At 67.7% G+C, this 22,741-nt stretch carries 12 protein-coding genes and 1 riboswitch; of the genes, 6 read left to right on the forward strand and 6 right to left on the reverse strand.

What is annotated here, in order from left to right; translation table 11 throughout:
- Nucleotides 1-10: 10 nt before the first annotated feature.
- A complete protein-coding gene (locus E3U47_RS25015) occupies nucleotides 11-166 on the reverse strand; it encodes a hypothetical protein (protein ID WP_167659504.1) in 156 nt (51 codons plus the stop codon).
- Between the two features lie 170 nt (nucleotides 167-336).
- On the opposite strand from E3U47_RS25015, the gene E3U47_RS17470 reads away from it, so the two are divergent.
- The 3 genes from E3U47_RS17470 to E3U47_RS17480 all read left to right on the forward strand — a co-directional run bounded on the left by E3U47_RS17470 (nucleotide 337) and on the right by E3U47_RS17480 (nucleotide 1,669).
- Entirely contained in the window at nucleotides 337-717 is a 381-nt protein-coding gene (locus E3U47_RS17470) for a GFA family protein (protein WP_134692926.1), read from the forward strand.
- A 51-nt stretch (nucleotides 718-768) separates the two neighbouring features.
- A complete protein-coding gene (locus E3U47_RS17475) occupies nucleotides 769-1,191 on the forward strand; it encodes a VOC family protein (protein ID WP_134692927.1) in 423 nt (140 codons plus the stop codon).
- 157 nt (nucleotides 1,192-1,348) lie between these two features.
- Entirely contained in the window at nucleotides 1,349-1,669 is a 321-nt protein-coding gene (locus tag E3U47_RS17480; protein WP_134692928.1) for a hypothetical protein, read from the forward strand.
- Between the two features lie 42 nt (nucleotides 1,670-1,711).
- On the opposite strand, the gene E3U47_RS17485 is transcribed toward E3U47_RS17480, so the two are convergent.
- The 5 genes from E3U47_RS17485 to E3U47_RS17505 form a co-directional block, all read right to left on the reverse strand.
- Nucleotides 1,712-3,049, reverse strand: coding sequence for an OprD family porin (locus E3U47_RS17485; RefSeq protein WP_134692929.1), 1,338 nt, complete (start codon nucleotides 3,047-3,049; stop codon nucleotides 1,712-1,714).
- Nucleotides 3,046-3,852, reverse strand: a complete 807-nt coding sequence (locus E3U47_RS17490) for an ABC transporter ATP-binding protein (RefSeq protein WP_134692930.1) — start codon at nucleotides 3,850-3,852, stop codon at nucleotides 3,046-3,048. Before E3U47_RS17490 ends, E3U47_RS17485 begins: the two co-directional genes overlap by 4 nt.
- The gene (locus E3U47_RS17495; RefSeq protein ID WP_134692931.1) at nucleotides 3,849-4,865 is read right to left on the reverse strand and encodes an iron ABC transporter permease; all 1,017 of its coding nucleotides are present in this window, start codon (nucleotides 4,863-4,865) and stop codon (nucleotides 3,849-3,851) included. The genes E3U47_RS17490 and E3U47_RS17495 overlap by 4 nt, the downstream gene beginning before the upstream one ends.
- Entirely contained in the window at nucleotides 4,862-5,887 is a 1,026-nt protein-coding gene (locus tag E3U47_RS17500) for an ABC transporter substrate-binding protein (RefSeq protein ID WP_134692932.1), read from the reverse strand. Before E3U47_RS17500 ends, E3U47_RS17495 begins: the two co-directional genes overlap by 4 nt.
- A 112-nt stretch (nucleotides 5,888-5,999) precedes the next feature.
- Nucleotides 6,000-6,198, reverse strand: a riboswitch (cobalamin riboswitch).
- Nucleotides 6,199-6,224: 26 nt separating this feature from the next.
- Nucleotides 6,225-7,391 carry a DUF1624 domain-containing protein gene (locus tag E3U47_RS17505; RefSeq protein WP_134692933.1) on the reverse strand — a complete coding sequence of 389 codons (1,167 nt, stop codon included), beginning with the start codon at nucleotides 7,389-7,391 and terminating at the stop codon, nucleotides 6,225-6,227.
- A 444-nt stretch (nucleotides 7,392-7,835) separates the two neighbouring features.
- Between E3U47_RS17505 and E3U47_RS17510 the strand changes: the two genes are divergently transcribed.
- From E3U47_RS17510 to E3U47_RS17520, 3 genes are all read left to right on the forward strand, one after another.
- Nucleotides 7,836-8,981 (forward strand): substrate-binding domain-containing protein, encoded by a 1,146-nt coding sequence (locus E3U47_RS17510; RefSeq protein ID WP_134692934.1) that lies wholly within the window; start codon nucleotides 7,836-7,838, stop codon nucleotides 8,979-8,981.
- A 106-nt stretch (nucleotides 8,982-9,087) separates the two neighbouring features.
- The gene (locus E3U47_RS17515) at nucleotides 9,088-10,257 is read left to right on the forward strand and encodes a substrate-binding domain-containing protein (protein ID WP_134692935.1); all 1,170 of its coding nucleotides are present in this window, start codon (nucleotides 9,088-9,090) and stop codon (nucleotides 10,255-10,257) included.
- Nucleotides 10,258-10,399: 142 nt separating this feature from the next.
- Nucleotides 10,400-22,675 (forward strand): filamentous hemagglutinin family protein, encoded by a 12,276-nt coding sequence (locus tag E3U47_RS17520; protein ID WP_134692936.1) that lies wholly within the window; start codon nucleotides 10,400-10,402, stop codon nucleotides 22,673-22,675.
- Nucleotides 22,676-22,741: the final 66 nt, after the last annotated feature.

The raw sequence follows: 22,741 nt of genomic DNA on the forward strand, positions 1-22,741 counted from the left end.
TCAGTTGCGTTCAGCGCTGGAATGGATTGCGCAGGCGCACCCAGACGATGGCTGGCAGCGCCATCAACAACCATTTCAGGTATTGATTCACCGCGTAGTACTCGCAAGCGGTACCAATGAGCGTGCACAGCACGACCACGGCAACAAATTGAATCATTCTGTCCATCAATTAGGTTCCATTGTCTCTGTGTATCAGGGCGGGCACTCTAGCAGTGGGGCATGCCGGGTGCAGTCTTCGCCTGCGCCCATGCCATATGGTGTAACACTTTATCCGTCCAACAATCGCTGCGCCCTTGGCTATCGTGCCAGCTCCCGTCAGTGCAGGAGGTGCGTGCGATGACCCGCTTTACTGGTGGCTGCCTGTGTGGCCGCATCCGTTTTATCGCCGAGGGCGAGGCCGATTGTCCCCATACCTGTTCCTGTTCCCAGTGCCAGCGGCACTCGGGTGGCTTGACCCTGTGTTGGGTCGAGTTCGACAAGGCAGCGGTCAGCTGGGTCGGGGAGGGGCGTGCGCCTGCGCTGTACCGTTCCTCGTCAGCGTCCAGCCGTGCCTTCTGCGCCACCTGCGGCAGCTCCCTGGGTGCCGTCGACGATGGGCCGACCGTGGCCTTGTTGCTGGGCTGTTTCGACGACCCACAGGCGCCGGGCCTTAGACCGGTTGCGCATGCGTTCAAAGGCAGCCGGCCGGCCTGGTGGAAGGTCGATGCCTGTGGCTGATTAATCGTTATCATGGCGGTTTTGCGCATGCGCGGCTCAAGGAAGATTCGGATGCTCTCACGCAATGCACTTGTCCCTGAACTGCTCGTCACCGACCTGGCCACCAGCGTTGCCTTCTGGGTTGACCTGCTCGGCTTCACGATCGCCTACCGACGGCCCGAGCAGCATTTCGTCTTTCTTGAACGTGAGGGGGCACAGGTGATGCTCGAACAGTTCGACGCTGACGACCACTGGTTGACCGCCGCTCTGGTCAAACCCCTGGGGCGGGGGATCAACCTGCAGATCGAGGTGACGGCCGTGGCGCCGTTGCTGGCACGGCTCGAGCAGCGGCGCTGGCCGCTGTTCCAGGCCTGTGAAGACGCCTGGTACCGTGCCGATGATATCGAGGTCGGGCTACGTCAGTTTCTGGTGCAGGACCCGGACGGCTACCTGCTACGATTCGGCGAGCGGCTGGGCGAGCGGCCCCTGGCATGACGAGGGCCTACTGGCTGGCAAGGCTGCTCTGGCAGCCCCTCTCGCTCGTTTGTCAGACCCTTCCCGTATCAGGCGGCATCCCTCAACACCCCGTTCATTTTCACCCCAAGCGCAATCGCCTACCGTCTCCTTCCCGTCAACGCCAAGGAGCTAACCCATGCCAGAGCTTGCGTTATACAAAGTGAAACTGCTGGACGAATTCGAGGCCCGTGCAGATGAGTGGACCTGCGGGCATTTCGAGCGGCGTCTGACCGAGGTGAAGCCGGCAGCCTATTACCAGGACGCCAAAGGCATCATCATCGCCGCGCACAAGGCCGGAAACTGGCCGAACACGGTCAAGCGCTACCTGCTCAGCAACTACCAGGCGTTCGGCAATGTCAGCAGCGAGTTCAGCGAAATTTTCCGCCAGGTACTGGCCAGCTTGACACCACAGGAGTTGGCCTACTGGCAGCTACCCCAGGCGACTGCGCCGGCATGATCCTGCCGAGCTTCGACCTGACTCGGCTCCCAGCGGCCTGAATCACCATCCACCCGACAGTGGCCACTCCACCGCCAGGCGGATCTGGTCCCCATCCAGTTCCGCCTGCGCGGTGTTGCCTCGGTGCACATTGTGCCGCAACGAGAACGCGACCCCCTTGGCCTTGCCATCCTGCAGCACATAGCGCGCCTCCAGGTCACGTTCCCAATGCCGACCCTCCTTGCCATAGCCCAGGTAGGCATAGCCGCCGCGTGGGTCCACGTGTGTCCCGTCGATAGCGAACCCCCGCACATACAGCGCCGTCAAGCTCAACCCCGGCACGCCATATCCGGCCATGTTCAGGTCATAGCGCGCCTGCCACGACTTCTCGTTCGGCGCATTGAAGTCGGACAGTTGCACCGCGTTGCCGAGCAAGATCGCGCCGCGGGTCACGTAGTCGAACGGTGTATCGCCATCCACTTGCTGCCAGCCGAGGCTGAAGGCATGCGGCCCCTCGGCGTAACGCGAGACCAGGCTCCAGGTGGTGTTGTCGATACGCCCGGACAGCGCCTTGCCGGTGTCGGTGGTGCGGTACAGGTTGAGGTCCAGGCTGAGGCTGCGTCGCGCGTCCAGGGCATGGCTCAGGGTGCTGGCAAGATAATGTTGGTTCCAGCTGTCCTGATAACGCGAGGTGTAGAGACTGGCGCTGAGCGTGGCGGACGGGTTCCATACGGCGCCGGCCAAGTCGAACTGCTTGCCCTGGCGGGCGTTGGAGTAGTTGACCACGAAGCCCCGGTCATGGCTGGAGGCGTTGCGATCGGTGCTTTCGCTGAAGTGCCCGGCAACCAGCTTGAGCGTATCCAGTTCCTGGCTGGTGAGGAACAGGCCGGTGGCGGTTTCGGGCAGCAGGCGGCTGTCGGATGAGCTGAACACTGGTGTCTTGACCCGCTGCTCGCCATAGGACAGCACGGTGTTGGAGGCCCGCAGCTTCAGTGCCGCGCCGCCACGGCTGTAGTCGCGCTTGGCATGACCTTGATTGTCCAGCCCCAGTAGCCGCGCCTTGCCGGCACGGCCGCCGCCGCTGTCCAGCTGCACGCCGAGGTAGGCATGGGCATCCACGCCAACCCCGACAGGTCCCTGGGTGAAGCCCGAGTTGAACGTGCCCATCAAACCATAGGCCCATTCCTCAGCCTTGCCGTTGCGCTCGGCGCGGGGTTTGTAGGCGTTGCGCGCGCCGCTGTTGCGCCCGCCATGGCGGTAGTCGCGCTGGTCGAAGACGCTGCGGTTGAGCAACTGCCAACGGCTGTCGGCGAGCCAGCCCTTGGCCTGCGACTGGCTGGAATCGGCCAGGGCCAGGGGCGTCAAGCCCAGCAAGGGGAGGGCGAGGGCTAGGGGCTTCACGGGCGTTTTCCCGGCTCAGGAGCGCGAAAGCGCAGGATGCGCGCGCCGTCGAAAGGGTCGATGAGGTAGTGGGCGTGCACGCCGAAAGTAGCGAGCAGTCGCTCGGGTGTCAGCACCAGCGCCGGTTTGCCGAGGGCCAGCAGACGGCCCTGATCGAGCACGGCCAGGCGATCGCAGGTCAGCGCCTGATTGAGGTCGTGCAACGCCACCAGGGTCGTTATCGGCAGCGCCTGGACCTGGCCGAGCAAAGTCAACTGGTGCTGGATGTCGAGGTGGTTGGTCGGCTCATCCAGCAACAATACCTGCGGGCGTTGCGCCAGTGCGCGGGCGATATGCACACGTTGGCGTTCGCCGCCGGACAGCTCACCCCAGCGGCGTTGGCCCAGGTGACTGGCGTCGACGTCGGCCAGTGCCTGCTCGACGATGGCGCGGTCGCCTGCTCCGAAGGGAGCCAGGGCCGATAGCCAGGGGGTGCGGCCCAGGGCGACGGCGTCGAACACGCGGATCGCATCCAGGGTGTCGGCCTGCTGCTCGACCAGGGCCAGGGCCTGGGCGACACGGCGGCGGGGCAGGGCCGCCAGGGGCGTCCCGAGCAACTGGACGCTGCCGCTGCTGGGCGCGCGCAGCCCGGCCAGCAGCTTGAGCAAGGTGGACTTGCCGGAGCCATTGGGGCCGACCAGGCCGAGGGTCTCGCCGGGCCGAACGGCCAGGTCGATACCATGCAGCACCTCGCGCCCACCTAGGCGCAGGTGCACGCCCTGGCAACTGATGGGGGCCATTGCGGGGGTGTGCAGCGCCGTCATGGGCGCCCCCGACGGCTGACCAGGATCAGTGCGAACAGCGGCGCGCCGATCAGTGCGGTGACCACCCCCACCGGAACCACCTGGCCGGCGATCAGCGTGCGCGACAGGATATCGGCGACGATCAGGAACAACGCCCCGCCCAGCGCGCTGGCCGGCACCAGGCGGCTGTGCCCGGGGCCCAGCAACAGGCGCAGCGCATGGGGAATGACCAGCCCGACGAAACCGATGGCGCCGACGATCGACACCATCACCGCGGTCACCAATGCCGCGCAGCTGATCAGCAGCAGCTGGGTGCGGCGCACTGGCACACCGAGCGAGGCGGCGGAATCGGCGCCGAAGGTGAAGGCATCCAATGCCCGCCGATGGCCCAGGCAGACCAGCAGCCCCAACACGGCCATCGGTACCGCCAGGGCTACCGCTGGCCAGCGCACCCCGCTGAGGTTGCCCAGCAGCCAGAACAGGATGCCGCGGGCTTGCTCGGCGGTGGCGGATTTGGTGATCAGGAACGCGGTGAGCGCGTTGAACAGCTGCGAGCCGGCGATCCCGGCAAGGATCACCTGAGCATTGTCATGGCGGCTGCCGCTGGCCCGGGACAGCGCCAGCACCAAGGCAAAGGCCGCCAGTGCGCCGAGGAAGGCGCCGCCGGACAGCGACAGCGCCGCGCCGCCCAGGCCGAGCAGGCCGACCGCCACGGCGCCGGTCGAGGCCCCGGCGGACAGGCCCAGCAAATACGGCTCTGCCAGCGGGTTGCGCAGCAACGCCTGGAGAATCACCCCGCAGGTGGCCAGGCCCGCGCCGCAGGCAGCGGCCACCAGGGTACGCGGCAACCGGTAGTTCCAGACGATGCCGGCGTCGATCGGATCGAGTGGGTAGCCCGCTTGCCACAGATGATTGGCCAGCACCTGCCAGACCACTTCGGCGCTCACTGGGGTTTCGCCGATGGCGATACCCGCGAGCATGGCCAGGCCCAGGGCGAGCAGCGCGAAGGCGCCAAGGGGCAGCAGGCGACTCATGGTTGCGCCGCTTTACCGCTGGCGAAGGCCGTGGACAGCACTTGCAGCCCGCGGAACAGACGAAGGCCGGCCTGCATGGCATCGGCGTCGAGGACGATGATGCGGTCCTGTTTCACCGCCTCCATGTTACGGGTCAGCGGGTCGCTGCGCAGGAACTGGAGTTTCTTCTGATAGTCATCGGCGGGGTAGCGGCGTCGGTCCATGCGCGCGATGATCAGCCAGGTGGGATTGGCCTTGGCCAGGGTTTCCCAGCCTACGGTCGGCCATTCCTCGTTGGACTCGACCACGTTGCGCACCCCTAGGGTCTGCAGCATGAAGTCGGCCACGCCCTGACGGCCGGCCACGTACGGGTCGAGCGCCAAGTCGGCGCTGGAGAACCAGAACAACGCGCTGGTGTGGCTCAGGTCCTTGCCCACCAGTTGTTGCTGAGCACGCTGCAGGCTGCCCTGGAGTGCTGTGTTGAGGGCGGCGCCGCGCGCCTGCACGTCGAAGATCTCGGCCAGTTGGCTGATGCTCTTGTAGATGCTCTGCACCTTGAACGGTTGCAGACGGGTGCCATCGGCGCCCACCAGGTTGTCCTTGCCTTCGCAATCGGAGGGCAGCAGGTAGGTGGGAATCTGCAATTCGGCGAACTGTTCGCGGGTGGCGACCGCGCCTTGGGCACCGACCATCCATTCGAACTGCACCGCCACCAGTTGCGGACGCTTGGCCACCACCGCCTCGAAACTTGGTTCGTTATCGGCCAGGCGCTCGACCTTGTCGTTCTGCGCCTTGAACTCGGGCAGTACGTTGTTGAACCACAACGAAGTGCCGGCCAGGCGTTCGCCCAGGCCCAGGGCATAGAGCAGTTCGCTGCCGGCCTGGCCGATGGTCACCGCGCGTTCGGGCGCCCGGGCGAGGGTCTGGGGCACGCCGCAGTTGTCGAGGGTCAACGGATACTGGGTGGCACTGGCAGGGCTATCGGCCTGGGCCAGCGCGCACAGGGTCAAGCCGGCGACGACGGTGGCGAGGTGGGGCAACATGGTGGGGCGGTCTCCTGTCTTGCGTTGTGCGGTCATGGGCACGGACAGGCATCGCCGGGCACGAGCGAGGGGCTGCGAGCGCAAGGCGGATGACCATCCCGGACACCCCGCCGGTTGGTGAACACGTGCCGGCAGGTCTCCTGACTGGTGCGTCCAGGCCCGGCGCCGGCCTTCCCGGATGGATCATCCAGTGGCATCGATGGCGTGGGCTCGGCACCTACAGTTGCGGGGGCAGTTCCGTTCGGCGCGCGCTGGACGCGCCTGGGATTCCCTTTTGATTCCGTGTGGAAACCGGCGGGCGGCATGGTAGACCATCGCACCGCCGGGCGAAACGCCTTTACAGGTACTTGAGCCAGGCCAGGTCGCGGCGCCGCGCCTTCAACCGGGCGAAGCCGCGGACCGGCAGGTACAGCGCGGCAGCCAGCAACATGGCCAGCAGCCAGACCGCGGCGACACCCTCGAAACCGAAATATTCGCCCTGGTTGCGGCCGAACAGGCCGACGCTGGCCAGGTACAGCCCCTTGAGCACATACAGGTGCAGCAGGTAGAAGAACATCGGCGCCGCGCCGAACACCGCCAGCGCGCCGATCCAGCGAGCGCTGCCGGCACGCTCGAAGCCGCGTAGCAACAGCAGCCCGGCGCCCAGGGTCAGGGCCAGGAACAGCAGCGAAGGTGGGTACTTGGTGATGTTGAAGAAACTCATTAGCGTCTGCGTGACACTGGGGTAACTGCTCCAGGGCGCTTCGCCGTAACCATTGAGCAGGCGCAGTGCAACGAAACCCAGCAGGGCCAGAGCCCCGGCCAGCAGCAGCCGCCGTTGGCGGGCATCGGCCTGGCTGGTGCGGGCGAACCATGGGCCAAGGGCGTAGCCCAGGACGATCACGCCGATCCACGGCAACAACGGATAGGATGTGCGCAAGCGCAAGTTGTCGCAGACCTCCAACCAGCCGCGATCGTGCAGGACCGCCCATGGCACATGCAGGGCCGATGCCGGCTCGAAGTGCAGGCCATCGAGCAGGTTGTGGCCAGCGACGATCAGCGCGCCCAGGGCGATAAGCGCCGGGCGTGGCAACCACACCAGCAGCGACAGGGCGATCATGCTCAGGCCTATGGCCCAGATCACCTGCAGGTAGATCACACTGGGTGGCAGCTGGAAGGTCCAGGCGAAGTTGACCAAGGTGAACTCCAGCACGACCAGGAACAGCCCGCGCTTTAATAGAAAGGCCGAGACGTCGCCACGGCCCCGGTGCTTTTCGCCGTACAACCAGGCGGACAACCCGGTGAGCAGCACGAACACCGGGGCGCACAGGTGCGCCAGGGTGCGGCTGGCAAACAGGCTGGGGTCGGTTGCGTCGATCGTCATCGGGTCGCTGACCTGGCGGTGCAGAAAGAAGGTTTCGCGCACGTGGTCCAGGAGCATGAACAGGATCACCAGGCCGCGTAGGGCGTCGATGCTTTGCAGGCGTTGGTTGGGCAGGGGGGAAGGGGCAGTGGCGCTGGTCATTGGCTGGGTCGCAGACAGGAATGGCGTTTCAAATTAAATGTTATTGTATAACATTCCGTTGGCGCCTGAACAGCTCGATTTCGTGTGGAGGGCCACCAGGCGTTCACCACGACCCCAGCAGCGCCTATCAGTCACTCTGCATTGAAACTTTTTTCGCGGCCTGGCCAACCTCCCGAGTGCCTTGCGGGTAATCCTCCAGATCAGCATCACCCATAACCGCTGGCCTGCCTCCTTCACCTCCCGGAAAAACCGCCGGAACCACCCCGCGACACCCGAGTTTTTCCCTGCCGAACTCCCGATGTTTTTTCCTTTGGCTGTCACCACAAGCTGCGAATGTTGCCTTCGTGGACAGGCCTCCAGCCCCTCTGGATCAGGGTGTACGGCCTCGGCCACAGCAATGCGCGACCCACTCAACGTACGAACACGACGATAGGAGATTGCTTCATGTTTAAGCGTACTGTGATCGCCGCCTCCCTGGTGGCTGCTACCCTGGCTTCGGCCCAATCCATGGCCGCCGTGGTCGGCGGCGGTGCCACCCTGCCTGAGCCGCTGTACAACGGCAACGCCACCTGGGAAGGTATCCTGCCAAGCGGCTTCAGCTACACCGGCGTGGGCAGCGGCGGTGGCAAGACCGCTTTCCTGACCAACGCGCCTGCGTCGATCAACCAGCCTGCCGGCACCAACGTCGACTTCGCCGGCTCCGACTCGGTGCTCAGCGCCAGCGAACTGTCGACCTATAACAGCACCCGCGCCGCTGCCTGGGGCAAGCTGGTCCAGGTACCGGCGGTCGGTACCAGCGTGACCATTCCTTACCACCGCAACGGTGTCAGCAACCTGCAGGTCAACGCCGCGCAACTGTGCGGCGTGTTCTCCGGCAGCATCGCTACCTGGGGTGCCCTGCTGGGCAACGGCGACACCACCCCGATCAAGGTGATCTACCGTGCCGGTAGCAGCGGCACCACCGAACTGCTGGCGCGCTTCCTCAACGATTCTTGCCCGACTGCCTTCTCGGTCAGCAGCACCTTCACCAGCGCCAACGTCGGCACCGAGCCGAGCACCTGGCAAGCCGTCGCTGGCAGCGCCGATGTGGTCAACGCGGTGAACGCTACCGACGGCGCCATCGGCTACGTCAGCCCTGACTTCGTCGACACCGCCAACAACGCCCAGGTCGCCCGTGTCAGCAAGCTGGCCAGTGGCACCGCGGTGCTGCCGACCGTCGACCAGGCGCAGATCGCCCTGGGCAGCGCCACCGCTCCGAGCACCGACCGTGCCAACCCAGCCAGCTGGGCTGTCACCTTCGGTCGTGGTGCCAGCGACAAACCGGTCCCGACCACCGGCTACCCGATCGTCGGCTACACCAACCTGCTGGTTGGCCAATGCTACAAGGACGCCGCCGATGCCACCGCGGTTCGCGGCTTCCTCGACGACCTGTACAGCGGCAACCACGACCTGGCCATCGGCATCCATTCGTTCGTGCCGGTGCCACCGGCGTTTGCCGCAGAAGTCAAGAAAGCCTTCATCAGCAACGCTGGCAACGAAGGCCTCGATATCGGCAACAGCAACGTCTGCAACGGTATCGGTCGCTCGTAATACGGCTGTTCCCCAGTGGCCCGCATCTATTGGATGAGGGCATGACCCTGGCGGTGCCCGTGGGCGCCGCCGGGGTTTTCTTCGTGTGCATGAAGGAGCCCAACACGTGTTCAAGAAAAGATCCCTGCAACTGGCCGCCCTGGCCTGTGCCGCGCTGCTGGCCGGCACGGCCTGCGCCGAGGTCAACGGTGGCGGTTCCACGGCGGTGAAGCGGCTTTACACCGGCAACCCGCTGTACCCCACGCTGCCACGGCTGTTGCCCGATGGTTTCACCTACAGCGCCGTCAACAGCCTGGCCGGCAAGCAGGCGTTCCTGGCCAACGATCCGACGCTGATCTGGCAGGCGGCGGGTGGCACCGTCGATTTCGCCGCAGGCGAGGCAGTGCTCACGGCCAGCGAACTGGCCAGCTATCGCAGCACTCGGCAAAGCGCCTACGGGCCGATGATCCAGGTGCCGGTGGCCGGCATGGCGGTGGCGATTCCCTATCAGAAGAGCGGGCTCGATACGCTCCAGCTCAGCGCTCAGCAGTTGTGCGGGGTGTTCTCCGGGGCGTTGGCCACCTGGGGCCAGGTGCTGGGCACTGTCGACAGCACGCCGGTACGGGTGGTGTACCGCGCGGGCGACAGCGGTACCACCGAGGTGCTGTCGCGGTTCCTCAACGACAGCTGCCCGTCGGCATTCAGGGTAGCGTCCCGCTTCACCACCGCCAGCCTCGCCACCCCGCCTGGCCATTGGCTGGCGGTTGCCACCAGCGCCGACGTGACGGCTCAGGTCAGCCTTAACGACGGAGCCATTGGCTACGTGGCCGCCAACTACACCGAAGCGGGCAAGAACAGCAAGGTCGCCCGGGTCAGCAAGCTGCCCATGGCCGCCGGGACGGCGGCGCTACCCACCGTGCTGGCGGCCCAGGCCGGGCTGGGTACCCCGCAGGCGCCGGCCAGCGCCGCCGAGCGCGGCAACCCGCTGCGTTGGGTACCGACCTATGGCAGTGCCGCCGGCGACCTGCCGGTTGCCAGCACGGGTTACCCCATCGTCGGTTTCAGCAACCTGCTGCTCGGCCAGTGCTATCAGAACCCCGCGGATACCCGGGCGATTCGCGATTTCCTCGGCGAACTGTACGCCGGCCAGCGGCGGATCGCGGTGATGGGCCATGTCTTCGTGACCTTGCCACAGCCATTCGCCGATGAGCTGCGCCGCACCTTCCTGTTCGATGCCTATGGCGAAGGCACCGATATCGGCAACCCGTCGGTGTGCAACGGCATCGGCCGGCCTTGAGCCGCCCGCGTGCGTCGCCATACCCCAGCCAGATGAACTTTGCATGACAAAGCTTCGGTCGCCCAGCGGCCGGAGTGCCTTATGGCAAAGCGGCATCAGCGCCGCCTGACGATTTTCGAGAACCAGCACAAGGAACCCTGCGATGTCGCGCGGCATGCCCCAGCCAGCCCTCCCAGCCACCGCCGCACTGCGTCGTGGCAAGCCTGCCAGCGGCGAGCCGTTGCTGCTCAAGCCCTTGGCCCAGGCCATTGCCTTGTTGCTGTTGGCCGGCAGCGCCCAGGCCGGGCAACCGTTCAGTTCGGCCTGGTTCGCCGCCAAGGGCGCTGCCAGCGCCCCGGCCGGCAGCGGCGCCGTGGGCGGGGCTGGGCAGGCGCTGCCAGGTTCGCCGCCGCCGCTGGCCCAGCAGCAACGGCTGAACCAGCAGTTCCAGCGCACGGTGAGCAACTTCAACAGCACCGTGGCAGCCATCGCCGCCCAGCAGGCGGCCCAGGCCAATGGCCGGACCTTGGCCCAGGTGCAGCCGCAAGTGATCCCCAATGGCCTGGGCGAGGGCGGCCTGAAGGTCGACGAGAACCCGCTCACCCAGGGCTGGCGCAATGCCAAGGCGCCACAGCAGAGCCAGGCCGGTGGCAAGACCCAGGTGCGTATCGAGCAGACGGCCGACAAGGCCATTCTCAACTGGGAGACTTTCAACGTCGGTCGCGACACCACCGTGCGTTTCCAACAGCAGGCCGACTGGGCCGTGCTCAACCGGGTCAACGACCCGGCTGCCCGCCCGAGCCAGATCCACGGGCAGATCGAGGCGCCAGGCACGGTGATGCTGATCAACCGAAACGGCGTGGTGTTCAACGGCACCAGCCAGGTCAATGTGCGCAACCTGGTGGCCGCGGCCGCGCAGATCAGCGACGAGCAGTTCAGCCAGCGCGGCCTGTATGTCGACAACAGCGCCAGCCAGGCCACCTTCACCCAGGCCGCCGGCAAGGTCCTGGTCGAACGCGGCGCGCAGATCCGCACCCAGGAACCGGCCAGTTCCACCAGCGGCGGCGGTTACGTGCTGCTGCTTGGCAGCGAGGTGGGCAACGATGGGCAGATCATCACCAGCAAGGGCCAGGCAACCCTGGCGGCGGCGGACGATTTCTACATCCGCCGCGGCCAGGGCACCGAGGCCAACCGCTACTCGACCACCCGCGGCAACGAAGTGGCCGGCAGCCTCCAGGCCGGCAGCAGTGCCGGCACGGTGGTCAACAATGGCCTGATCCAGGCCGCCGGTGGCGACATTACCTTGACCGGGCACCAGGTGCGTCAGCAGGGCGTGGCGTTGGCCAGTACCTCGGTGGACCGCCGCGGCAGCATCCACCTGCTCAACGCTGCCAGCGACACCACCGGCAGTGTCAGCCTCGGGCAGGGCAGCGTCACCGCCGTGCTGCTGGACGACAGCGCGGCGCTCGACAGCCAGCGCGAAGCTTCGCGGGCAGTGGTCAACGGTAGCAACGGCAACCTGGCCAGCGGGCGCTTCGACAACCTCAGCACGGTCATCGACCGCCCCGAGCAGTCGCGGGTCGAGATAGTCAGCGGCGCCACGGTGCACTTCCAGGACGGCTCGCTGACCCTGGCCAGCGGTGGCCAGGTGGCGGTGAGCGCGGGCCGGCGCAGCCTGGTCGACGACGGTGCGCGCCTGGATGTGGCCGGCGCCCTCGGAGTCAAGGTGGCGATGGAAAGCAACGTCATCAAGGTCAACGTGCAGGGCAACGAGCAGCGCGATGCGGCGGGCAACCGTGACCAGGGTGGGCTGGGCAATCGCGATGTGTGGGTCGATGTGCGCGAACTGGTGCACGTGGCGGCGGGGGTCAATGGCTATGCCAAGGACCGCTGGTACACCGCTGGCGGCCTGCTGGAGGTCGGCGGTTACCTGGGCACCCGCAGCCACGGCGTGGGCGAGTGGATGGCCCAGGGCGGCACGCTGACTTTCACCGGCCAGGACCTGGTGACCCGTGCTGGCGCGCAGATCAACCTGTCTGGTGGCACTTTGGCGGTACAGGACGGCTATGTCCGGCAAAGCTGGTTGCGCGGTGCCGACGGGCGCCTGTACGAACTGTCCAAGGCGCCGGGCGACTTGCTCTACAGCGGCGTCTACCAAGGCTTCGAGGACAACTCCACGCGCTGGAACCAGACCCGCCTGTTCTACAACCCGCTGATTGCGCCGCAGCAGCGTTTCGAGCAGGGCTATACCGTCGGCCGCGACGCCGGCAGCCTGGTGGTGGCCACCCAGAGCGCCGTGCTCGATGGCCAACTGATCGGTGCAACCTGGCAGGACCCGCGCCAGCTGCAGGCGCCGGTGACCGGCCTGGATGGCTACAAGCAGGTGCATAGCGCCGTTGCCCGAGGCGCCCAGCTGGTCATTGGCCAGCAGATTCCAGGCTATCTCGCCGCCAGCAAGGACCTGGTCTTCAGCCTGTCGCCGGTGTTGCGCCAGGTCACCCTCGGCGCCGGCGGTCGTGGCGCCAGTGCCCAGGTGCAGTTGCAGGCGCCGTTGGACGAGCAACGCCGTGGCCAGTTGCTGCTCGACAGCAGCCTGCTCAACGGCTTTGCCCTGGGCGGCCTGAGCGTGGCCGCCAGCGAGTCGGTGCAGGTGGACGAGGCGCTGCGCCTGGCCGATGGCGGTCAGTTGACCCTATATGCCCCGCAGGTGCGGGTTGCTGCCAACCTTACCGCCAAGGGCGGCCAGATGACCTTGGGCGATGTGCTGTATCAGCGCGACGGCGCCGATCTGCGGGACCGCGTGTTGGCCACCCCGGCCGGGATGGGCGCGCAGGTCGTGGTCGGCGATGGCGTGCGCCTGGATGCCAGCGGTGTGCGCAGCGAGCGCAACGATGCGCCGGCCATGGCCTGGCGCCATGGCGGCAACCTGTCGCTGCGCAGTTCTGGCGACGTGCTGTTGGGACAGGGCAGTGTGCTGGATGTGGCCGCCGGGGTCGTGCGCGGCGAGCGCAACCAGTTGAACGGCGGCCATGGCGGCAACCTGACGCTGCACGCCAGCGCCTACAACCCCGGCGAGGGCGGGCGCCTGCAATTGGCCGGGGAGCTGCGTGGCCATGGCAGCCAAGGCGCCGGCACCCTCGACCTACAGGCGGACACGGTGCGCATCGGCGGGTTAGCCGACGGCAGCGGCCTGCACCTGGGTGAGGATTTCTTCAGCCGCGGCTTTGCCCGCTACAGCGTGCGCGCCGCGCGCCAGCTGACCGTGGCAGAGGGCGCCCAGGTGCAGGTCACGCGGCCGGTGGAATTGCTCGATGGCAGTCAGCCAGTCAGCGACCAGGCCACGACATGGCTGCCACCGCTGCAGCAGGACAACGCAGCCAAGGGCGTGCTGAGCCTGCGCGGCGGTGCCAGCCTGAGCCTGGCCGCGGGCGATACCCGGCAGACCGTGGCCCAGCGCGAGGCCGCCGTGCTCGACGTACAGCGTGGCGCGCGCATCAGTGTCGACCCGTTGCAGGCGATCGAGCTGAGCAGCACTGCGCAACTGAACCTCGAGGGTGCCTTGCAGGCCGTTGGCGGCAAGGTCAGCCTGCGCCAGGCGCTACCGGAAAGCGCCGCGTCCGGGGTGCGCGAGCGCCTGCATGAGCGTGCCATTCGCCTGGGCGAGGCGGCATCGATCGATGTGTCCGGCCAGGCCTTCACCGCCCTCGACAGCCAGGGCCGGCGATATGGCCAGGTGATCGCTGGCGGCAGCATTGTCATTGGCGGCCAGATCGACCACGCCAAGGGCATCAGTGACGGCGCCTATCTGTTCGTCGACATCGCCCGTGGCGCCCGCTTGCATGCCGATGGCGCCAGCGCGGTGCTGGATATCCGTGAGCAGGGGCCGCTGACGGTGGCCAGCGCCGGTGGCAGCATCAGCCTGGCCTCCAGCTATGGTCTGCGTCTGGAGGGCAGCCTGAGCGCGCTGGCCGGCGGCGCCAACGCTGCCGGGGGCAGCCTCGGCGTCGCCCTCGACACCGGCTTGTATTACAAGGATGGGCTCGAAGATGGCCTGAACGTGCCCCGCGAACTGGTCCTGGGGCGCGGGGCCGGCGATGACGGCTTGCGCTACGGTCATGGCCGCCTGGACATGGACTTGGTCGAACGCGCCGGCTTCGCCAGCCTGGCCCTGCTCAGCGACGGCGTGCTGGCCTTCGACGGTGGGCTGGACCTGGCGATGGCCCAAAGTCTGCAACTGTACGCCGGCTCGCTGGTGCTGGCCGCCGACAGCGCCGACGATGCGCGCATCCATCTGCGCGCGCCCTACGTGCGCCTGGCCGGCAGCAACCACTTCGGTGGCGATTTTACCGTGCGTCCGACGGTCAAGGGTGGTTTGTCGCAACAGGCGTCCCATGCCCTGTTGCAGGTCGAGGCCAACCTGCTCGAAGTGCGTGACGAACTGAGCCTGGGTGCGCACGGCAGCCTCGCCCAGGGCAATGGCCAGCTATTGACTTTCGATCGCCGGGGTTTCGCCCTGGCTCGGTTGCGCAGCCAAGGCGACATTCGCTTCCTGGGCCGCGACTCGACCTCAGGGCCGACCGTGCTGAGCAGCAACGCCGACCTGGAACTGCTGGCCGCCCAGCTGTACCCGGTGACCGGCGCCTACGCCCGGGTCCAGACCAGCGGCGATGCCAGCCTGCGCATCGGCCGGGTTGGCGAGGGCACGCCAGCGCTGCCGTTGTCGGTGTTCGGGCGCTTGCACCTGAGCGCCGGCACGGTGGAGCAGGGCGGGGTGGTGCGCGCGCCGCTCGGCCAGGTGTTGCTGGGGGATACCCTTGAAGCCGGCCAGGACTTGCGCCTGTTGCCCGGCAGCATCACCTCGGTCAGCGCGGCGGGCTTGCGCATGCCCTATGGCGGCACGGCCGACGGCTTGAGCTACCTCTACGACGGCAAACCGGTGGAGCTGCTCGGCGGCAGCGGCGACAACGACCATGGCGTGGTGTTGGCCGGCAAACGCATCGAGGTCCAGGCCGGGGCGTTGATCGACCTGGCCGGCGGCGGCGAGCTGAGCGGTGCCGGCTTCGTTTCCGGGCGCGGGGGCTCCACCGATGCCCGCTACCACCCGTTACTGCAACTCGACGGCAACGGCCGCCTGCTGTTGCCGACGCTTTCGAGCAACCCGGTGTACGCCATCGTCCCGGGCCTTGTCGGTGACTATGCGCCCCTGGCGGGCGAGGCCGGGGTCGCCGACCCGGCCATTGGTCAGCGCATCACCCTCGACCAGGGCATCCCTGGCCTCGCGGCGGGCACCTATACCTTGCTGCCGGCCAGCTACGCCCTGTTGCCGGGCGCCTTTCGTCTCGAGCTCAACGGCCTGGCCATGGCCGGCCAGCGCAACGTCAGCCTGGCCATGCGCAACGGCTCCTGGACTACCTCGGGCAGCCTGTCGGTGGCCAATACCGCCATCGCGCAACCGTTGTCGGGGCAGGTCATCCTCACCGCCGCCGACACCTTGCGCCGTTACAGCCAGTACAACGAAATGTCCTACGCCGGCTTCGTCAAGGCCGATGCGCAGGCAAAGGGGGTGCCGCGGGCGGCGCTGGAGGCCGACGGCAAATGGCTGACCTTGCGCCTGAAGCCCAACAGCGACCCTGAGAGCACTTTGCGTTTCGCCGGCCAGGCGCGCTTCGATGCCGCCAGCGGCGGGCGCGGCGGCAGCGTGACGGTGTTGGGGCTCGATGCCATCGAGCTGCTTGCCGATGGTCAGGCGAGCACTTGGGACCAGCCAAATCGCGTGGCCCTGCGGGCCAGTGACTTGAGTGCGCTCAAGGCGCCACGGCTGAGCATCGGCGCGCGCCCGGAGGTGCGCTACGGCCAGGGTGGCAACATGCTGCGCTTGATGGAGTCGTCCACCGACATCCTGCTGCGCAGTGGTGCCGAGCTGCGCGCCGGTGAAGTGTTCCTGGCGACCAACAAAGGGCAGGGGGCGATCGTCGTCGAACAAGGCGCGGGGATCATCACCCTGGGCCGGGGCAAGGTGCCGTACGATGCCACCGACGGCTACCTGCTCGACCCCAATGCCCACGGCTTGCTGGCGCTGTCCAATGGCCGCCTCGACGTGCTGCCGTCGGTGGCCGACGATTTCTTCGCCCCAGGCAGCATCCTGATCGGCGGCTGCGTGTCGAGCCGCTGTGACGGCCTGACCCGCTTGTACGCCGAGGGTTCGCTGTTCGCCGCCACCGACCGCACCTTCAACCTCGATGACCAGGTGCTTTTTGGCACGCGCCACCTGGGCCTGGCGGTGGGGCGGATCAATGTCGGCTCGGCGGCAGCGCTGGCCGCTGCGGCCAACGCCGGGGTGCTGGGGCAGGGGCTGACGCTCAACCAGCAGGTGCTCGACCGCTTGTTCCAGGGCAGCACCGAGCAGGGTGTGCCGGCACTCGAGAGCCTGACTTTGACGGCGGCGGACTCGCTGAACTTCTTCGGCAACAGCCAGCTCGACACCTACGACCCGTTGACCGGGCGCAACCGGGTGCAGCAACTGATCATCGGCGCGCCGGCGCTGTATGGCCTGGGCCAGGCCGATGAGCGGGCGCTGATCCGCACCGGCAACCTGGTGTGGAACGGCGCCCGCACGCTGCCCGGCGCACCGATTGCCGGCGGCGCTGGCAGCGGCGAAGGCGTGCTCGAGCTGCAGGTGGCGGACTTGACCTTTGGCTACGGCCCGGCCAGCCAGCCGGACGGTACCGCCAGCATGAGCCGCCAGACCCTGGGTTTCCGCCAGGTCAATATCCGCGCCAGCCACCAGGTCAGCGCCAACCATGCCGGCGCGCTGCAGGTCTACCATCAGCGCGGCGCCTGGCAGGCCGAGGGCGGCTTCCAGTACAGCGGCGGCGATCTGCTGGTGGACACGCCGTTGTGGACCGGCAGCGCCGGTTCGATCAACCGTATCAGCGCCGGCGGCCAGTTGCGCGTGACCGGCGGCGGCACGGCATTGGCCAGCGGGCGCGACGGGTTGGGCGCGGAGCTGGCGCTCAGTGGCCGCCACGTCAGCCTGGACGGTACCTTCAGCCTGCCCAGCGGCAAACTGAGCGTCCTCGCGCAGGACGACCTGCTGCTCGACGACCGTGCGCATATCGACCTGGCCGGCCGTACCCTGACCTTCAACGACGTGACCCAGTACAGTTGGGGCGGCGAGCTGCTGCTGAGCAGCCGCGAAGGTGATATCCGCCAGGCTGCCGGCAGCCTGGTCGACCTCAGTGCCCGCAACAACCGCGCTGGCCGCTTGAGTGCCACCGCCCAAGGCCCGCAGGGGGGCCAGGTGGCCTTGCTGGGGCAGATTCTCGGCGGTGCCAGCGGCGAGTACGATGCCGGCGGCGCCTGGATGCCTTATGCCCAGGGCGCGGTGCAAGTGCGTGCTCGCCAGCTCGACGACTTTGCCGGGTTAAACCAGCGCCTGAACCGTGACCAGGTGTTCGGCGCGCGCAGCTTCCAGATCAGCCAGGGCGACCTGGTGATCGGCGACCAACTCAAGGCCCGGGAGATCACGGTCTCGCTGGACAACGGCCAGCTCACCGTGGCCGGTACCGTGGACGCCAGTGGCACCCAGGTCGGTAGTATTCGTCTGGCGGCCAAGCATGGCCTGACCCTGGCTGCCGACGCGATGCTCGACGCCCATGGCAGCCTGCTGCGGGTCGACAGCCAGGGCGCTATCATCGATGCGCCGAACCGTGCCCTGATCGAACTCGACAGCGGCGACGGGCTGCTGACCCTGCGCCCCGGCGCGCGTCTTGACCTGCGCCACGGCACGGCGGCGGCCGCCGCGCAACAGGATGGCCAAGCCCGTGGTTCGCTGGTGCTGACGGCGCCACGGGTGGGTGGCGACATTGCCGGCGATATCGCCATCGACGCCCGTGGGCGGGTGGACATCCTCGGAGCCAAGACCATCGCCGTGGTCGGCAACCAGCGCTACAGCGACGCCCCGGACGGCGGCACCGCGGCCAGCGGCCGGCCCTACCAGTACATCGACCAGGCCTACCTGGATGCCAAACACGGGCGCAGCGTGCTGTTCATCGATGCCGCGCTGGCCAACCGCGACTTGCTCGACAACCGCCTTGCCGGCCTGAACAACGCCAGCTACGCCCAGGCCCTGCACCTGCGTCCGGGCCTGGAAGTCGCCAGCCGCGATGCCAGCACCGACCTGGTGGTGCGCGGTGACCTCGACCTGTCTGGCCATCGCTATGCCAGCCTCAACCCCAGCACGCCCCAGACCTTGATCCGAGGCTCGGGCGAGGTCGGCCACCTGGTCCTGCGTGCCGGTGGCAACCTGGAGGTTCACGGCAGTATCAGCGACGGCTTCCTGCCGCCGGAGCTGGCCAGCGGCAGCGACCGCCTGGACGGCCGTGGCTGGATCCTGGTCCCTGGCAAGCAGCCGTTCCAGAGCGACCTGGTCATCCCGCGCAGTGGCGTCCAGCTGGCCGAGGGGACCCGCTACCCAGGCGGCAGCACCTTGAATTTCGACCTGCCGTTCGCCGCTACCGCGCTGCCGGCCAACACCCGCTTGAACAACCCGCTGAGCCTGGCCAGGGCGCTGACCTTGCCGGCCGGTACCGTGCTCGACGCCGCCGTGCGCGACGCTGCCGGCAAGGTGCTGTTCGCGCCAGGCACCTTGCTCGAACAGGCGGTTACCCTGGCCGCCGATACGCAGTTGGACGCCGGCAGCCGCCTGCCGGTCGAGGCCGCCGTGCGCGGCGGCGTGTGGCGCAAGGGCACGGCGTTGCCCAGCGGCGGCCTTGTCCAGCGTGGCAGCTTGTCCCTGGCGGTTGGCGCGCTGCTGCCGGCCGACACCGACGTCAAGCTGCCCAGCGGGGTATTCTGGGTCGATCTGCGTCAGGAAATCGCCGGCCAGCAGGGGCGCAATTGGGCGCTGGGACAGATGCTGGCGCAGGGCTCGCAGTCCTGGTCGATACGCCTGGTGGCCGGTGCCGACCTGGGCGCCGCCGACAGCCGTACCACCCAGGTCGAGCCCGAGGCCGGCGCATTGCGCCTGGCCGACCAGCACTACATCGCCACGCGGGTGATCGAGACCACGCCGCCGACCATCAGCTATGTCTGGACCAACCTGGCCGTGGGCCGGGTGCCCGGCCAGCCGGTGCCGGCCAACTTGCTGCCGTTATGTACCGCGCGGCCGACCTGGTGCCAGAAGATCGAAACCCCTGGCGGGATCACCAAGGCCCAGATTACCCCGCAGACCCAGTTGTTCAGCGTGTTGCGCACCGGCACCGGCGACCTCGAGCTGCTCAGCGCCGGCGATTGGCGCATGGATTCGCTGTATGGCGTGTACACCGCCGGTACCCAGGCGCCGGCGCTGCTCGTCGAGGGCCGCGATCCGCACCAGCTGGCTCGCGGTCGCCAGGCCAACGGCAGTGTGCTGGGCCCGCTGGGGACGGCCTACGAGGCGAGCACAAGCGATTACCGCGCCTGGTACCCGCACCAAGGCGGCAACCTGCTGGTGGTGGCCGGTGGTGACCTGACCGGCAACCTGGTCGGGGCCAAGAGCAATGATCGCCTGACGCGCCGTCAGGTGCCCTCGGCCGCCGTCGGCAACTGGCTGTGGCGCCAGGGCCAGAGCGATGCCGGCACCCCGGCCGCCTGGTGGCTCAACTTTGCCAGCTTCGCCCAGGACCCGGCCAGCGACCCTGGCTTGCCCTACCTGGTCGGCTTCACCGGCCTCGGCACGCTGGGCGGCGGCAACCTGGACGTGCGCGTCGCTGGCGCGGCCGGCCTGCTGCAGGCCAACAGCGCCGCGGCCAGCGAGGTCGAGCGCAGCCAGGGCCTGAACCTGGTGGTGGCCAGCACTGGCCGGATGAACGCCGAAGGGCGCCTGGTGCAAACCGGTGGCGGTGACCTCGACCTGCGGGTCGGCGGCGGGCTCAACCCGATGCTGGCCGCCGCCACGGCCGCGGATGCCCTGGTAGACCTGCAAGGTACCTTGGTCAACCTGCGCGGTGCCTTGCAGGTGGACGCCGCCAGCATCGGCCTGCTCAAGTCGATCTACGGCAGCTACGGCTTCCAGCACGACAACAGTGAATCCCGTGCCTACGACCCCTATACCGCCACCCGCGCCCAGGCGCTGGGCGGCATCACGCTGATGCCGGGCGACAGCGGCGTGCGCTTGCGCAGCCGTGGCGACCTGGTGGTGAAGGGCGTTGGCGACCCGGGGCGGGTACCGCAGTTCAATAGCACGCCGTTCAGCGCAGACAATGGCGCGTCGATGGCGGGGCGCGGCAACAGCTGGTTCACGCTGTGGACGCCGCAGACCTCGGTCGAGCTGATGAGCCTGGGCGGCGACCTGGCGCCCAATGCCTACAACAACGTGACGGCGCCCACGCGCAACCTGGCCATTTATGGCGGCCGGGTGTTCTACCCGACCGCGCTGAGCGCCACCGCGGTCAACGGCAGCCTGTATTACGGCGACTCGGTGCGCAGCACGGACGGGCCGTCCTCGTTGTACAGCCTGATGACCGCGCCTTCGGCCAAGACCCGCTTGCAGTTGCTGGCCGGGGATTCGATCTATGCCGGCGGCTACGTGGTCAGCCAGGGCGGCACCGACGACAGCGCGCTGGCCACGCCGTGGCGCCCGGCATTCCTGGGCACCAGCACAGGCAACCTGGTGCTTTCGAGCAACCTGCACGGCGATCTGTCGCGCGAGCCCTGGTCGGCGCCGTTGTACAGCTTTGGCGTCAACACCTACAGCGACCGGGGCAGCCGGCCAGCCAGCCCGGTGCGTTTCTATGCCCTGGACGGCGATATCGTCGGCTTGAACACCGGCGAGATCATCGAGTACCCCTTGCTCGGCTTGAAGCTCTACCAGGGCAGCGGGCCGGCACGCATCATCGCTGGCCGCGATATCGTCAACGCCGGTACCACCCTGGACAACCAACGCCAGGCCGCGGCTGGGCTGGTGGATACCCGCGGTGGTAGCGAGAGCCGCTCTGCCGGCAACCTGTTCATCCATGGCGACCGTCACGACGTGTCGCTGGTCAGCGCTGGTCGCGACATTCGTCTGAGCAGCTTCAATGTCGCTGGCCCCGGCCAGCTGGAAGTGCTGGCCGGGCGCAACCTGTACCAGTCCGGCCCGGGGGTGAGTTCGGCTTACCAGGAAGCGGCGATCAGCAGTATCGGTCGAGTGGGCGGCGGCGGTGCGGGCAATGATGGCGCAGCCATCGCCATCGTTGTCGGCGCGGCCCAGGGGCCGGACTATGCCGGGCTGCTGGCGCGCTACCTGGGCCAGGAGCAATTGGCCGACCCGTCGCGGTCGCTGGCCAGCCAGCCGGGCAAGGTGGCCAAGGTCTATGACCAGGAGCTGCTGGCCTGGCTGCGCGCGGGCTTTGCCTTCGACGGCGATGGCGAGGCGGCGAATAGCTATTTTGCCGCGCTGCCTGCCGAGCAGCAGCGCATTTTCGCTCGCCAGTTGTACTTCGCCGAGCTGCGCGAGGGGGGGCGCGAGTACAACGATGTCGACGGCCCGCGCAGCGGCAGCTACCTGCGTGGCCGCCAGGCCATCGCCACCTTGTTCCCGACCAAGGACGTGGCCGGCAACCCGATCAGCTACAGCGGCAATGCCACCTTCCATGGCGGCGCCGGTATCCACACCGACTTCGGCGGCGCCATTCAGGTGCTCACCCCGGGCGGCCAGCAGGTGTTCGGTATCGAGGGCGAGGCGCCACCCGCCACGGCGGGGGTGATCACCCAAGGCAGCGGCGATATCCAGCTGTACTCCCAGGGCAGCATCCTGCTTGGCCAGAGCCGGATCATGACTACTTTCGGCGGCTCGATCCTCGGCTGGTCGGCCAGTGGCGACATCAACGCCGGACGCGGGTCGAAGACCACCTTGGTGTATACCCCGCCCAAGCGTACCTACGACCTGTGGGGTAACGTCGGGCTGGCGCCGAGCGTGCCGAGCAGCGGTGCCGGTATCGCCACGCTCAACCCGATCGCCGAAGTGCCACCGGGGGATATCGACCTGATCGCGCCATTGGGCACCATCGATGCTGGCGAGGCGGGGATCCGCGTGTCGGGCAACGTCAACATCGCCGCCTTGCAGGTGGTCAACGCCGCCAACATCCAGGTGCAGGGCGATGCCAAGGGCATGCCGGTGGTGGCGGCAGTCAATACCGGCGCGATCGCTTCGGCCAGCGCGGCGGCGTCTTCAGCAACCCAGGCGGCCGAGGAGGCCGGGCGTCAGCAGCAGGCAGCGGCGCGGCAGCGGCAACCGTCGGTGATTACCGTGCAGGTTCTGGGTTTTGGTGGCGAGCGGCTAGCGCCAGGGCAGGAGGGGGCCAGCCTGAACCCGCAATACAACCGACACAGCCCTGTGCAGGTGCTGGGCGCGGGAGTGTTGGATGAGCGGGCCAAGGCGCAGTTGACCGAGGAGGAACGGGGCAACTTGTTGCTTTGAGGAGGCGCGAGTAGCGAGGCCTTCGAAGTCCAAGCACCCTGCGCAAGCTCATGCCTGGCAGGGTGC

The organism is Pseudomonas sp. RIT623 (assembly GCF_004519305.1).
Taxonomy (GTDB): Bacteria; Pseudomonadota; Gammaproteobacteria; order Pseudomonadales; family Pseudomonadaceae; genus Aquipseudomonas.